The 13,976-nt window shown below is 62.5% G+C and carries 11 protein-coding genes; 1 reads left to right on the plus strand and 10 read right to left on the minus strand.

The features are described 5' to 3' along the window. Positions 1 to 33 precede the first annotated feature (33 nt). From EV286_RS17440 to EV286_RS17460, 5 genes are all read right to left on the minus strand, one after another. Positions 34 to 1,671 (minus strand): FGGY-family carbohydrate kinase, encoded by a 1,638-nt coding sequence (locus EV286_RS17440; protein ID WP_132958408.1) that lies wholly within the window; start codon positions 1,669 to 1,671, stop codon positions 34 to 36. Between the two features lie 56 nt (positions 1,672 to 1,727). Further along, on the minus strand, positions 1,728 to 2,456 hold the full coding sequence (locus EV286_RS17445; protein WP_132958409.1) for an SDR family oxidoreductase: 729 nt from the start codon (positions 2,454 to 2,456) through the stop codon (positions 1,728 to 1,730). A 25-nt stretch (positions 2,457 to 2,481) separates the two neighbouring features. Next, positions 2,482 to 3,750, minus strand: a complete 1,269-nt coding sequence (locus tag EV286_RS17450) for a sugar ABC transporter permease (protein ID WP_132958410.1) — start codon at positions 3,748 to 3,750, stop codon at positions 2,482 to 2,484. Further along, positions 3,747 to 4,568 (minus strand): ATP-binding cassette domain-containing protein, encoded by an 822-nt coding sequence (locus tag EV286_RS17455; RefSeq protein ID WP_165932872.1) that lies wholly within the window; start codon positions 4,566 to 4,568, stop codon positions 3,747 to 3,749. Before EV286_RS17455 ends, EV286_RS17450 begins: the two co-directional genes overlap by 4 nt. Positions 4,569 to 4,640: 72 nt before the next feature. Beyond that, positions 4,641 to 5,687 (minus strand): sugar ABC transporter substrate-binding protein, encoded by a 1,047-nt coding sequence (locus EV286_RS17460; RefSeq protein WP_132958412.1) that lies wholly within the window; start codon positions 5,685 to 5,687, stop codon positions 4,641 to 4,643. Positions 5,688 to 5,972: 285 nt separating this feature from the next. Here EV286_RS17460 and EV286_RS17465 point away from each other — a divergent pair, with 285 nt between their 5' ends. Then, on the plus strand, positions 5,973 to 7,001 hold the full coding sequence (locus EV286_RS17465; protein ID WP_245500741.1) for a LacI family DNA-binding transcriptional regulator: 1,029 nt from the start codon (positions 5,973 to 5,975) through the stop codon (positions 6,999 to 7,001). Positions 7,002 to 7,150: 149 nt separating this feature from the next. On the opposite strand, the gene EV286_RS17470 is transcribed toward EV286_RS17465, so the two are convergent. From EV286_RS17470 to EV286_RS17490, 5 genes are all read right to left on the minus strand, one after another. Then, positions 7,151 to 8,320, minus strand: coding sequence for a CapA family protein (locus tag EV286_RS17470; RefSeq protein WP_132958414.1), 1,170 nt, complete (start codon positions 8,318 to 8,320; stop codon positions 7,151 to 7,153). A 3-nt stretch (positions 8,321 to 8,323) separates the two neighbouring features. Continuing rightward, entirely contained in the window at positions 8,324 to 10,228 is a 1,905-nt protein-coding gene (locus EV286_RS17475; protein WP_245500742.1) for a CocE/NonD family hydrolase, read from the minus strand. 129 nt (positions 10,229 to 10,357) lie between these two features. Further along, positions 10,358 to 11,932, minus strand: a complete 1,575-nt coding sequence (locus tag EV286_RS17480; protein WP_132958415.1) for an ABC transporter substrate-binding protein — start codon at positions 11,930 to 11,932, stop codon at positions 10,358 to 10,360. Positions 11,933 to 11,951: 19 nt separating this feature from the next. Beyond that, the gene (locus tag EV286_RS17485; protein WP_132958416.1) at positions 11,952 to 13,004 is read right to left on the minus strand and encodes an ABC transporter ATP-binding protein; all 1,053 of its coding nucleotides are present in this window, start codon (positions 13,002 to 13,004) and stop codon (positions 11,952 to 11,954) included. Beyond that, positions 13,001 to 13,972 carry an ABC transporter ATP-binding protein gene (locus tag EV286_RS17490; RefSeq protein WP_132958417.1) on the minus strand — a complete coding sequence of 324 codons (972 nt, stop codon included), beginning with the start codon at positions 13,970 to 13,972 and terminating at the stop codon, positions 13,001 to 13,003. The genes EV286_RS17485 and EV286_RS17490 overlap by 4 nt, the downstream gene beginning before the upstream one ends. Positions 13,973 to 13,976 lie beyond the last annotated feature (4 nt).

Genomic DNA, 13,976 nt, shown 5'->3' on the forward strand with positions numbered 1-13,976 from the left:
TGCCACCTTCGTGCCTGGATGCGAGGCAGCTGGCTAAAAATCGCGCATGGCGCGACAGGCATTTTGAAGGTCGGTGAAAGCCTTGTAGCGCTTGGCGTGGATCTCCGACACCGCTCCCCCCGCCGGAGTGTGAACGCCGGCGCTGTTGGACAGGCTGGCCATCGCGTCAAGAGCATTGGCAAATGCGCCTGCGGCCATCGCGCCAAGTATTGCAGAGCCAAGCAGAACCGGCTCTTCCGAACTGGGTGCCACGACAGGTTTGCCGCAGGCATCGGCGAGAACCTGGCGAACAAGGTCATGCTGTCCGGCTCCGCCACTGATGACCACGCGATCCACATTCGCCCCGGCATTCGCCTGGACTTCGATGATCTGCCTGAGGCCGTAGCCGATACCGCAGAGGCCGGCCACGTAGAGTGCGACGAGACTGTCGAAATCCCGTTCCATTCCGAGGCCGGCAATGACCGCGCGCGCCTGCGGGTCGGCAAATGGTGCGCGATTGCCGAGAAACTCGGGAACCACATGCAGACCTGACGCCAGCCGCACGACCTCGGACATATCTCCAGCCTTCTCAGCGGCGGCATCGGCAAGCACGACCGGCACGGGTATGCGTCGCTCCGCCGCCCGGGCGGCCGCCTCGGCCGAAGCGGGATGGAATGAGAGAAGATGGTCGATCGCGGCACCGGCTGCGCTCTGTCCACCTTCGTTCAGCCACATGCCGGGTACCATGGCGGAATAGTATGGACCCCACACTCCCGGAACGAAAACTGGCCCGAACGTGGAGGTCATGGTGCAGGATGACGTTCCGAAGACATAGGCAAGATTGGTTTCCGGCCGGCCGCCGATGCCAACGGTTCCGATGCCGCCCGCATGGGCGTCGATCATCCCCGCCGCTACCGCGGTTCCGGGCTTCAGCCCCATGGCCTCTGCTGCTGCCTTGGTCAGTCCGTTTCCAAGGGGCGTGCCCGGATCGGCAACATCCGTCCCTATCCGCGAAAAATTCTCTTCTGCGAGTTCGCCCAAACCGATCTTGTGAAAATAGCTCGGATCCCAGCGCCGTTCATGGGCGAGAAAGGTCCATTTGCAGGTGACCGTGCAGGTGGAACGAGCAAGCGAGCCGCTCGCCCGCCACGTAAGAAAATCGGCGAGATCGAAGAACTGCCAGGCGGCGGCGAATACCTGCGGGCGGTTCTCCTTCAGCCACAGCAGCTTCGGCGTTTCCATTTCTGGCGAGATACGGCCTCCGACATATTTCAGGACGTCATGACCGAGCGTGTTGATACGTTCCGCCTGAGCGACGGCGCGGTGATCCATCCAGACGATGATGTCGCGACCAGGATCCTCGGAGGAGCCTACGGCGAGCGGCATCCCGCCCTCGCCCAAGACAACGAGGGAGCATGTCGCGTCGAATCCGAGGCCGACGACGGAAACAGGATCAACACCTGCGGCCAACACGACCTCACGCACGACGGTGCAGACCACGTCCCAGATCTCCGTGCTGGATTGCTCGACCATCGCGCCTGGCTCGCGGAATATCGAGATGTCGCGTTTGGCGACGGCAAGCATGCGACCATCGAGGTCGAACAAGCCGGCACGTGCGCTTCCGGTGCCGACATCGACGCCAATGACGTGGGCGGCGACCTTCGGCGCCGCCGTGCTCGGTGTAGTGTTCATGGTCTCTGGCTCTTCCTAAGTCTTGGCAGGCCTACCGGCGGCTGAAGCTACCAGCGTCACAGATCGACGCTGTTCGGCAAGATCACGAGGTCGCGGACCGTGACGTTGCGTGGCCGCGATAGCATGAACAGAACAGCATCTGCCACTTCCTTCGGCTGCATCAGGCTGCCATTTGCAAGCGCTTCCTCCATCTTGGCCTTCGGCCAGTCATCGAGCAGTGCCGTTACCACGGGTCCCGGCAGGACTGCGCCGACACGCACCCCGTATTGGGCAACCTGGCGGCGTGTCGAATGAACGAATGCCTGCACGGCAAATTTCGACGCGGTATAGATCGGCTCCCAAACCACGGGGACGACACCGGCGATGGAACTGGTGAAAAGGATGTCGCCCGACTTCTGCGCGATCATGTGGGGCAGGACGGCATGAACCGAGCGGAAGGCCGCATTGATGTTGAGATTGAGCATGCGGTCCCAGGCATCCGGGTTACCTTCGGCGACAGCGCCGCCGATGTAAGCGCCTGCGTTGGCGTGAAAGATATCGAGTCCGCCGGCCAGTTCCAGGATGCGCGGCAGCATCCCGGAGACCTCCTCCGGAGCGAGCAGGTCGACCACAAGCGGCTTGGCGCGATCGCCAAGTTCCCGGCAAAGCGCTTCAAGCTTGTCCTTGGCGCGGTCGATCAGAACAACGGTGGCGCCTTCCGCAAGCAGCGTACGCGCGCATTCGAGCCCGATGCCCGAGGCCGCACCAGTGATGGCGGCAACCTTGCCTTTCATGAGTTCAGCCATGACATATTTCTCCCTGTAACGTGCTCTAGGCGCGCCCGTGGCTGACACGGGACCGGCGGGCAAGCGAGTCGACGATGACGGCGATCGCCAGAACCGCGCCCGTGATCATGTAGCGCAAGGACGAGCTGAGATTGAGAAGCGTGAGGCCGTTCGAGATCGCCTGGATGACGATAATGCCGAGCAACGCCGAGTAGGCGCTGCCCCTGCCGCCGAACAGGCTGGTCCCACCGATGACGGCGGCCGCGATAGCGTTGAGGTTGACGTCACCGGTACCCGCCTGCTGACTCGACGAAGCCAGTCGGGCTGCGGAAAGGATGCCGCCGAGCGTCGCAAGCGTAGAGCATAGCATGAAAGCGCTCAGGTAAATCCGACGCACATTTATACCGGATCGGCGTGCGGCTTCGCGATTGCCGCCGACGGCAAATACCGAGCGGCCCCACTTGGTCCTGGTCAGCGCATAGTTGAGGATGACGGCCAAGGCCACGAGCAGGCCGAACATCCACGGCACGCCGCGGCCGAGATTGAGATAATAGGCCGCGAATTCCAGTGCGGCCGTCAACACCACGGCCTTGATCACGAGGGCGCCAAGCGGCTGCGACGAGAGATTGACGGCCTGGCGACGCTTGCGCGTGGCAAAGCCAACGACGACCATGATGACGCCAGGCAGCAGAGCCAGCAGATACGAGGCCCAATCCGGCATGACCATGATCTGGCCGAAACGCACCAGCGGCGAGGCATATGGCAGATTGATGCTGCCGGTCGGGCCGAGAATGTAGAGCTGCAGGCCTAGAAGGGCGAGCAGTCCAGCAAGTGTCGCAACGAAGCTCGGCATGCCGAGACGGTTATACAACACGGCATAAAGTGCGCCGACCACCGCGCCCGTGACCAGAGCGGCAAAGATAGCGCCGATGATCGGCCAGCCTGAATTGACCCAGAGCACGCCGATGATGGCCGAAGCCAGACCGCTCATCGAGCCGACGGAGAGATCGATCTCGCCGAGCAGCAGCACGCAAACGATGCCCAGCGATATGATGCCGACCGTGGCACAATCGAACAACAGGTTGACCAGATTGTTCGGCGCGAGGAAGATCGGATTGAGAATGCTGAAGACGGTCGAAATGACGATCAGGCCGACGGCGACCGGCAACATCCCGAGATCGCCGGAGCGGATGCGATCAGCAAATGCGCGCAGCATGTCGACCACACCTTCATCGTGCTTCACGCGCTCATCGCTGCGATCGAGAGCCTGGCCCTGCGATGGGTTCGCCGTATCCTTGGACATTTTCGGGCTCATGGGGTGCTCCCGCTCAAATCGTTGCTCTGGCTCGCCTTGCGATCAAGTCGACGCGATACGGCATTCTCGGTCGCGCCGGTAATGGCCGCGACGAGTTCCTGGTTGGAGGCATCCGGTCTGAAGACACCGTTGTTGCGGCCAAGTCGAAGGACCACGATCCGGTCTGCGACGGCACGCACGTCCTCCATGTTATGGCTGATGATGATGACGCCGAGGCCGCGCTCGCGAACGCGCTCGATGAGGTTGAGAACCTCGGCCGTCTGGGCAACGCCAAGGGCGGCTGTCGGCTCATCAAGCATGATGATCTTCGGGTCGAGCAGCAATGATCGCGCAATCGCGACCGTCTGGCGCTGCCCGCCGGAAAGAGAGGCGATCGGTTGCCGCACGGAGGGTATGCGCGCAGCGAGTTCCCTGAGCAGCGTCCAGGCGCGTACTTCCATCGCCACCTCATCGAGGTTCCACGGCGATACCTCATGCCCCAGGAAGAGATTGGCCACGACGTCGAGATTCTCGCAGAGCGCCAGATCCTGGAATACGGTCGCGATGCCAAGCTCAAGTGCCCGGCTTGGGCTGTCGAGGGCGACATGCTGGCCGCAGTACTCGATCGAGCCCGAGGACGGCTGGTGGACGCCCGCAAGTACCTTGATCAGGGTTGACTTTCCCGCACCATTGTCGCCGACCAAAGCCACCACTTCGCCCGCATGAACTTCGAGTTCGATGTCGGTGAGCGCCGACACCGCCCCGAAATGCTTGGAAATACCGCTTAGCCGCAGAATAAGACCGCCCTTCTCCGGCATGGGACTCACTTCTCGGATCATGGCTGACCGCCTTCTTTGAAAATCGGGGTGTGCCCGGCCGAGGCAAAGCTCGACCGGGCACCTTGGGAGGTATTACTGGATAATGCCGAGCTTCTTGCAACCGTCGGCATACTCGCCGGTGCAAACTTCCTCGGGGGTCTGGATCTTCTTGTCGAAGATTTCGGCCTTGATATTCTCTGCGGTGACGACGGCCGGGACGAATAGCTCGGACGGCGTGTTGTAGAGTGTCGTCTTGGGCTCAGGCGTCTCGCCCTTGGCCAACTGGACGGCGACCTTGGCGGCAGCCGCTGCGACGATCTCGGAGGGTTTGGAGATCGTGTTGTACTGATCACCAGAGATGATCAGCTGCAACGCTGCGATGGTGGCATCGTTACCGGTCACCGGCGGAACCGGCTTGACGCCGGCAGCCTTCAGGGCCGCGATCGCACCGCCGCCCGTGCCGTCGTTCGCAGCCACTATGCCCTTGATCTGATCGCCGAAGCGGGTGATCTGGCCTGCCGTCCATTCCTGGGCCTTCGGCGGCGCCCATTCCGGCGTGTCGAATTCTGCAAGCGTCTTGTAGCCGGAATCCTTCAGGCCGCGGTGGATGCCGTCACGGATCAGGCCTGCAGCCGCGTCCGTCGGGGAGCCGTTGATCTGCAGCACGCCGGAACCGTCGACTACACCATCCGCCTTGAGGTGATCGACAAGCGACTTGGCGATTGCATAGCCGATACCCTCGTTATCGAAGGACACGTAGTAGTCGGCCGCCTTGTCAGGGATCGGGCGGTCATAGGCGATGACCTTGACGTCCTGCGAATGGGCGATTTCAACGAGGCCCGCGGCAGCTGCAGAATCGACCGGGTCAAGCACCACGACCTTGGCGCCCTGGGCGATGACCGAGTTGAACTGCTGCTGCTGAAGGGCAGCATCCGCATTGGCGTTCTGGTAGATGACGGTGCAGCTCGGGCAGAGCTTTTCCATCTCCGCCTTGAAACCGGGAAAGTCGTGCTTTTCATAGCGCGTGGATGCCTGGTCAGGCATCAGGAATGCAACGGTTGCCGCATCTTGGGCATAGGCCGAGCCGGCAAACATGGCGGCGACCGCAGACGTTGCCAACAACATAGTGCGATAGTTCATTCTCTCCTCCTAAGTGAGCGAAACCCCTATTGAGAGACGCCCTCCGGTTTTCGTTCCACGCTCCCTGCGGTTTCGTTCCTTTGGAACGAGACACGTAGATCACAGGCCGACGTCGACAAGCGTCGACCCCGGCTATGACGGTGGATTTTTATCCGGACGCCTCCCGGTTGACCCTCCAAAGTCAACCAACTTCATCGATTGCGCTTCGTTGCTCAATCGATGAAGCAAGAATTGCCACTTTCGTTCAATGATGTCAAGCTGCGTTCCGCATGGAGGCACGCATTCGTGAATCAAGACAAGCAGACGAGGCAGACCAAGAAGACGACGATCTATGACCTGGCCGAACTCGCCGGCACCTCGGCAAGTGCCGTCAGTGCGGTTTTGAACGGCAACTGGAAGAAGCGCCGGATCAGCAGCCAGCTGGCAGACAGGATCACCCGCCTGGCAGAGGAGCAGGGATATGCCCTCAACATGCAGGCGAGCCTTCTGCGGCGGGAGAAGTCGAAGATCATCGGCATGATCGTCCCCAAATATGACAACCGCTATTTCGGCTCGATCGTCGAAACCTTCGAGACCATGGCACGTGAACGCGGGCTGTTTCCGATCATCACCTGCACGCGCCGCGATCCCGAGCTCGAGATCGAGGCTGCCCGCACCATGCTTTCCTACCAGGTCGAGTGGCTGGTCGCGACCGGCGCCACCGATCCTGACCGCATCTCGGATATATGCGCAGCGTCCGGCGTTCGAAGCCTCAATCTCGACCTGCCGGGATCTCGCGCACCATCCGTGATTTCAGACAATTTCGCAGGCGCCCGGGAACTCACTCGGCGGGTTCTTACCAATTGCGAACGCAAGCTTGGCCGAGTCGAGCCGCTGCTCTTCGTCGGCGGGCGCGGCGGCGACCACAACACGTCGGAACGTGTCCGCGGCTTCCGGGCCGCCCATGCCGAGATGGGGCTCGAGGTGAGCGAGAACCACATCCTGACCTGCGGCTATGCTCCGGAGAAGGCAGAGATTGCGCTGGAGGCCCTGGCCGAAAAGGAAGGCAGCCTGACGCCCGGCATGTTCGTCAACTCCACAATCTCGCTGGAAGGCGTCATGCGCTGGATCAAGCGCTCGCGCCACTACGACGCCCGGCCGCCCGTCGTTGGCTGCTTCGACTGGGATCCGTTCGTCGCGCTGCTCGGTGATGACATCGAGATGGTCAGGCAGGATGTGCCAAGCATGCTCAACGCCGTATTCGACATCATCGACCAGGGCACAAGCAAGCAGCCACTCATCGAGATCCCGCCTTTGTTCATGGGACGCGGCTGACGGAAATCCTGCCGCAAGGCGGAATGATGATGACTGGCGTAGGCTAGGCCAGCTGGCATCCTTGAGAGCGGGACGCAGTGCTCACCCGGCGACCCTGCCCGCCAAGACATGCGTGGGTCGCAGGGGAACACTTTATCAGCTGGCTGCGTTCACCACTTCGGTGGGACCTTGATCAGATGGCCATGCGTGTCCTTGATGGCTGAGAACGCGCGCTGTCTTATCTCCTCCGCGTCGTCATCCGCCAATGGAACCGGCCCGAGTGGCAGTCCCTGCGCTGTTGGCCTGCCCACGGAGATTGGCAGAAGCTCAAGCCGCTCGCACATACCGTCGTCAGCCAATGTCAGCCTAATCGCCGCGCTGCGCCAAACATCGACGCCCTTTTCGTCATAGGCCGCAGGCCTGCGCGTGTGGAACACAAAGTTGCCCAGCCCCGGAATGATCGCCCGGCCGCGATGGAAGGCGATCGGCTGCATGACCGGAGCACCCGTGCCGAGGATCAGGTCGGCGCCGTCGTCGATCAGTCCGCGGCAGAGATCGAGCAGCCAGCCCGGCGTTTCCTTCCAATCCGAATCCCAGTGATGGCCGTGGATCGCGACAACTACCAGATCGCCGGCGGCCTTCGCCGTGTCGATGCCTACAATGAGCCGTGCCATGTCCTTGTCATCGGCCGACCAGCGCGCACCGATCTCGTCGCCAGATATAACGGGCGTGCCGAACAGCTCGAGCTGCGGACGCTCACCGGCATCATAGCCAACCGCGGCGCGGGAGGCACTACGCTTGTCGTCGCCCAGCGTCCGGACGATTCGTTGTAGCGTCTCAAGCTCGGCCGGGGGAACCGTGACGGTGCGCTTCATCCGCAGCGGCGCGATTCCAGCACGGCCGTCGGAGGCATAGTTGATATCCGGCTGCGGGCCGAGATCGATCGAGAAGATCGCAAGCGACTTCCCCGATCCCCGCACAATCGCTGGCGCGGCGGCCTCGTCGATATCGGACCCGCTGCCGACAAGCCTTAGTCCAGTTGCTTCTGCTGCGACCCGCGTCGAGGCGATGCCTGGCGGACCCAGGTCGAAGGCATGGTTGTTGGCATGCGTCAGCGCGTGGAAGCCGAGTTCCCGTATCGAGGCAAGCGCCTCCGGCGAGGCAAGATGCAGGGTCTTCGTCTTGGTCGGCCAGCTGCCCGCAGCCTTTACCGTGGCCTCGAGATTTGCGAAGGCGACGTCGGCCTTCAGAAAATCCTTCACGGCACGCGGCCCCTCCCCCGAGATGTCGAGCGGGTCGTGGATCAGGATCTGACCGGTGACGGCGACGGTGAGCGGCATGGGTTACTTCTCGATCGGCTTCAGGGCCACCATCGCCTCCCCGCTGACGATCGGCAAGCGGATCGCAGATGGACGCGCGGCATCACAAAACACGGTGTTGCGGGCGACCTCGGTAGTGCGGCCCAGGCCTTCCGGTGCGTAGGTGTTCGGATTGACGTCGTATTTCGGGAAGTTGGACGAGGAAATATCCAGCCGGATACGGTGCCCCTTTGCGAAGAGGTTCGCCGTCGCGAAAGGTTCGATGGTCACCTTGAACACCTCGCCCGCCATGATCGGCTCCGGCTTTTCGAAGGACTTCCGGTAGCGGCAGCGAATGATCCCGTCGGTGATGTTGAGCGCATAGCCGGTCGGATAGTCCTTGCTCGGGGGATAGACGTCGACCAGCTTGGCGGTGAAATCCGTGTCTGGGGCATCCGAAGAGACGTAAAGCTCGACGGTGATCGGACCGACGACTGCCACATCCTCGGTCAACACCTCCGTCTCGAAGGAAAGCACGTCGGCACGCGCCGCAAGCGGCAGGCTGGGATGCTTCGAGCCGTAAAACTTCTCGCTCTCACGCTGGTCGAAGCCGCCGCCTTCGAAGATCGGCTGGCCGCTGGTCAGCGAGCCGCCGATAGTCGGCACAGGGTTCTTCGGGTCGAAGTCGTAGATGAAGGATGCGGCATCGGCCTCCGGCCCGTCGGTTGAAAGGGAGCCGTTCTGATGGATGTAGAAGTTGTGATACTCGGTGCTGGGCACAGGCCAGTCGGCCGCCTTGATCCAGTGGCCGCCATGTTCGAGACGGCCCTCGGCATCGCGGGCGCCCGAGCCGCCACCCATCACGAAAATGCGCGCAATCGGCTCCTGCGATACGCCGTTCTCCTCGCCCTTCAGCCAGTGGTCGAACCAGTTGCGGCGGAACGCGAGCCAGCTCTCGGTGACATTGCCGCCGAGCGGCGCCGCCGGCCCGAAGGAGATGTCGCCGGCCAGTGTCGTGTTGCGGTTGCCGTGCAGCCACGGCCCCATGATGAGCTGAAGCGGGCGGCTGTCCTTGCCCGACAGACCGCGATAATTGTCGAGCGTCGACTTCACATAGGCATCGTACCAGCTCGACATCAGCACGCAGGGCACCTCCGGGAAGGTCTCGTAGAAACCTTGCATATAGAGCCCGACGCGCCGCCAGCTTTCGTCGAATGTGCCACTACGCCACTGGTCGAGCAGGTAGCCCTCGTATTCCGGCATCCAGCGCACCGGCGAGACGCCCTCGCTCCATGGCATGACGGAGAACCAGGCATGGATATCCTCGGCTTCGATCGCGGCGCGGGCGAATTCGTCCGCCTCACCGATCGCCTGGTTATAAGCCCACGTTGCCTGCTTAAGCTCGAAGGCACCGCCCTGCCTGATGCCACACTGATAGGCATTGGAAAAGCCGCCAGAGTCCATGACCATGCAGGCGAGGCCCGGCGGATTGAGGCAAGCGAGCGCTGCCTGCGTATGCGCCGCGTAGGAGAGACCCATCGTGCCGAACCGGCTGTTCGACCAAGGCTGTTCGACCAGCCAGCGGGCCGTATCGTAACCATCAGCAGCTTCCGAGATATACTTGCTGAACTTGCCTTCGGAATTGTGGCGGCCGCGGCAGTCCTGGTAGATCACCACATAACCGGCTCGCACGAAATAGCAGGCTACCTCCTCGCGCTTCATCGGCGCGGACATGCCGACCTCGATCTCCGAGCGCGAGCGTTCCGCCTTGCCGTAGGGCGTGCGCTCCATGATCGCCGGCAGCTTGCCCTTGATCACCTTGCCGCCCCTGGCCGGGTGGTAGACGTCGGTCGCGAGCCTGATGCCGTCACGCATCGTCACCATCACATCGCGCTCCACGACCACGTCGTCGGCAATCACCTCGAGACGCGATGGCGTCAGGGTATCCATATCCGTATCCTCAGAAAAATTGGCAAGGGAGGACCCGAGCCGGCCACACTCCAGGACGGCCCGGGCTTGTTACCGCCCCGGATAAACGGGGCTGCACATGTCATTTGCACGCCGCCTACCCGGCGTCGGTCACTTGGCAATACCGGCCAGCGTCGCGGTCGTGTCTTCCGTCATGTTGGCGACGTAGGTGAGGTTCGCCTTGCCGGCCCAGTGAACCTTCTGCCAGTAGAGCGGGATGACCGGTACGTCGGCGAAGACCATCCCGGTCGCTTTCTGCAGCATCTCCACGCGCTTCTCGGTGTCGAACTCGGCGGTTGCCGCACGCATTGCGTCGTCGAAGGCCGGATTGGTGTACTTCGTGCGATTGAACGAACCGGTGCCGGCATCCTTGTTGGCGGTCATCAACAGGTTGCGCAGGCCCGTCGCCGAAGTCGGCGTGGAGTTGCCGAGCGAGAAGATGAAGGCGGAGAATTCGCCGGCCGAAGCCCCCTTGGTATAGATGTTATAGGGCTGGGCGACGACGCCGTTTACCTTCAGGCCGCCGCGGGCAAACATCTGGCCGAGTGCCTGGGCGACTTCAGCGTCACCCGGGAAACGGTCGTTGGAAGTGTGGATGGTAATGCCGAAGCCATCCGCGTAGCCGGCCTCCGTCAAAAGCTTCTTGGCCTCTTCCGTATTGAAGGTCGGAGCCTCGATCGATGGATCGTTGCCGGCAACGCCATTCGGCACGAGCTGGCCGGCGGCTTCCGCCGAGCCGTCCAGGAGGCGGTCGATGATCAGCTGGCGGTTGACGAGCTCTGAGAGCGCCTGGCGCACCTTGACGTCCTTCAGCGGGTTCTTGTCGAGCGCCCCTCCGTCCTTGTCGGTAACGAAGGGGCTATTATCGCGGACGCTGTCGAGCGCGAGGTAGATCAAGCGGGAGGACGCGATCGAGAAGACCTTGAGGTCGGAAATGCCCTCGATGGTCTTCACATCGCCCGGCGGCACGGCATCGATGAGGTCAACTGCACCGGAGCGCAAAGCCGCGACGCGCGAGGCGTCGTTGGAGATGAACTTCACCGTGACGTTGTCGAAGTCCTGCTTCTTGCCCCAGAAGGCGTCGTTGCGGGTCAGAACCAGATTATCCCCCGGCGTCCAGGACTTGAACTTGTAGGCACCGGTGCCTACCGCCGCCTTGCCGCTGTTGAAATCCTCGATCGAGGCGCCTTCGGCGACCTTCTTCTCGACGATGTAGACGAAACCGATCTGCTCCATGAAGTCCGGCGTCGGCTTCTTGGTCTTGAATTCAACCGTCAGGTTGTCGATCGCCTTCATGCTGTCGATCGCCGCCACGTTGCCCGAGAAGGGCGCCGGGCTGTTCGGAATTTCCTTCGCACGGTTCAGCGAGAAGATCACGTCCTCGGCAGTGAGCGGGTTGCCGTCATGGAACGTGACGCCCTCGCGCAGCTTGACCTGCCAGGTCAACGGGTCGGTATTCGCCCAGGAAACAGCCAGCGCCGGCTCCATGTTGATCGTCGCATCCGTCTGCACCAGGCGATCGAAAACGGACTGGGCAATGTTCTGATTGTTGCCGGTGCGCGAGAATTGCGGGTCGATCGCGGACGGCTCCGTGGCGCTGCCGATAATAAGGTCAGCGGCCTGAGCCGAGCTCAGCGCGAGCACTGCGGCGGCAACGCCGGCCAGCAGAAGTTTCATCGTCTTCATCTAGTTGTTCCCTTCGTTCTTAGATGGCCGGTTCGGCCGTTGCATTTTTCGTTTCACTGGCGGGCAGGTCGTTCAGGTGGCAAGCGCTGACGTGACCGGTCGCATTTTCCTTCAGGACCGGCCGTTCCACGCGGCAGCGGTCGAAAGCTTTCGGACAGCGAGGGTGAAAGTGGCATCCCGGCGGCGGATGGAGCGGTGAGGGGATTTCACCTTTGATGGGCGTGAAGACCCGGCGGCGGTCGCTGACGCTCGGCAGTTCGCGGATCAGCGCCTGGGTATAGGGATGTTTCGGATTGTCGAAGAGTTCGTCGGGTGTGGCGCTTTCCACCACGCGGCCGAGATACATGACCACCACCCGGTCGCAGATATGCTTCACCACGCCGAGGTCGTGGCTGATGAAGAGGTAGGTGAGACCAAACTCCCGCTTCAGGTCCATGAAAAGGTTGAGGATCTGCGCCTGGATCGAGACGTCGAGCGCCGCGACGGATTCGTCGCAAACCAGCAGCTTCGGCTTCACGGCGAGCGCCCTTGCAATCCCGATGCGCTGCCGCTGGCCGCCGGAGAACTGGTGCGGATAGCGGTCGAGATAGGAGGCATCGAGACCGACGCGTTCGGCGAGCGAGGCGACATAGTCCCGCATCTCGCTGCTCTTGGCGATGCCGTGCACCCTGGGCGCCTCGCCGATCAGGTCGATCACCCGCTTGCGCGGATTGAGCGTCGACATCGGGTCCTGGAAGATCATCTGGGCGGAGAGCCGCATGGCGCGCTTTTCCTCGCCCTGCAGGCTGGTCAGCGGCTTGTCCTTCCAGCGCACTTCGCCATCGCTTGCCGACATGATGCCGGCCATGACGCGGCCGAGCGTCGATTTTCCGCAGCCGGATTCGCCGACGAGGCCAACGACGTCGCCTGGATAGACGGCGAGATTGACGCCATCGACCGCATGCACGGTCTTCTCTTCGAGATCGGCGCCGAAGAAGCGGGCGATCTTCTCGGCATAGTCGAGTTTGCGCGAGAACCGTCGGCTGACGTTGAGGGCTTCCACAAGGGGAGCTTCCACGAGCGAGGTCGTCATGCGGCACTCCATAGATGCGGGTGGAAGCAGCGGAACTCACGGCCGGCGGCGATCTCCAGCATGGGTTCGGTGGCGCAGATCTCGGTCGAACGAGCGCAACGGTCCCGGAAGGCGCAGCCCGAGGGACGCGAGAGCGGCGACGGTGCAAAGCCGGGGATCGGGCGGAGCGGTTCGCCGCGCGGCACTGCGGCCGGAACAGCACTGAGCAGGCCGGAGGTATAGGGATGGCGCGGCTCGGAGAGCACGCCGTCCACCTGGCCAGCCTCGACGATCCGGCCCGCATACATGACCATGATGCGGTCCGCGAGTGCGGCCACCACGCCGAGGTCGTGGCTTATCCAGATCAGCGCCATACCGAACTCTGCGGCGAGCCGCTTGATCTCGAAGAGTATCTGCGACTGGATCGTTACATCGAGCGCCGTGGTCGGCTCGTCGGCGATGATCAGGTCCGGCCGGTGCAGAAGCGCGATGGCGATCGCCACGCGCTGGCGCATTCCTCCCGAGAACTGATGCGGATAGGCATCGAGGCGCTCTTCAGGCGAGGGAATGCCGACCAACCCGAGCGCATCGCGGGAGCGCCGCCTCGCTTCAGCCCTCGAGACCTTGTCGTGGGCGAGAACCGTTTCGACCATCTGGGTACCGATCGAAAGCACCGGGTTCAGCGTCATCATCGGATCCTGAAAGATCATCGCGATGCGCTTGCCGCGGATTGTCCGCATGGCAGCCGACGACATCTTCAACAGGTCATCGCCGTTGAAGAGGATTTGCCCGGAGACGACGCGGCCTGGCGGATCGACCAGTCCGAGGATCGAGAAACCTGTGATCGACTTGCCGGAACCGGATTCGCCGACCAGGCCGACGATCTCGCGCTGGCCGACCGTGAAGCTCACATCGTCCACTGCCTTCAGCACGCCACGGCGGGTCATGAAATGGGTGGAAAGGTTTCTGACTTCGAGGACGGGGGTCATCGCG

Origin of the sequence: Rhizobium sp. BK251 (assembly GCF_004345245.1) — a bacterium.
Lineage (GTDB): Bacteria > Pseudomonadota > Alphaproteobacteria > Rhizobiales > Rhizobiaceae > Rhizobium.

Excerpts from the sequence above, each read along its gene's own strand:
- EV286_RS17485 (WP_132958416.1), bottom strand. The coding sequence starts at position 13,004 with ATGACGACCTCGCTCGTGGAAGCTCCCCTTGTGGAAGCCCTCAACGTC.
- EV286_RS17440 (WP_132958408.1), bottom strand. The coding sequence starts at position 1,671 with ATGAACACTACACCGAGCACGGCGGCGCCGAAGGTCGCCGCCCACGTC.
- EV286_RS17460 (WP_132958412.1), bottom strand. The coding sequence starts at position 5,687 with ATGAACTATCGCACTATGTTGTTGGCAACGTCTGCGGTCGCCGCCATG.
- EV286_RS17445 (WP_132958409.1), bottom strand. The coding sequence starts at position 2,456 with ATGGCTGAACTCATGAAAGGCAAGGTTGCCGCCATCACTGGTGCGGCC.
- EV286_RS17475 (WP_245500742.1), bottom strand. The coding sequence starts at position 10,228 with ATGGATACCCTGACGCCATCGCGTCTCGAGGTGATTGCCGACGACGTG.
- EV286_RS17455 (WP_165932872.1), bottom strand. The coding sequence starts at position 4,568 with ATGATCCGAGAAGTGAGTCCCATGCCGGAGAAGGGCGGTCTTATTCTG.
- EV286_RS17490 (WP_132958417.1), bottom strand. The coding sequence starts at position 13,972 with ATGACCCCCGTCCTCGAAGTCAGAAACCTTTCCACCCATTTCATGACC.
- EV286_RS17470 (WP_132958414.1), bottom strand. The coding sequence starts at position 8,320 with ATGCCGCTCACCGTCGCCGTCACCGGTCAGATCCTGATCCACGACCCG.
- EV286_RS17450 (WP_132958410.1), bottom strand. The coding sequence starts at position 3,750 with ATGAGCCCGAAAATGTCCAAGGATACGGCGAACCCATCGCAGGGCCAG.
- EV286_RS17480 (WP_132958415.1), bottom strand. The coding sequence starts at position 11,932 with ATGAAGACGATGAAACTTCTGCTGGCCGGCGTTGCCGCCGCAGTGCTC.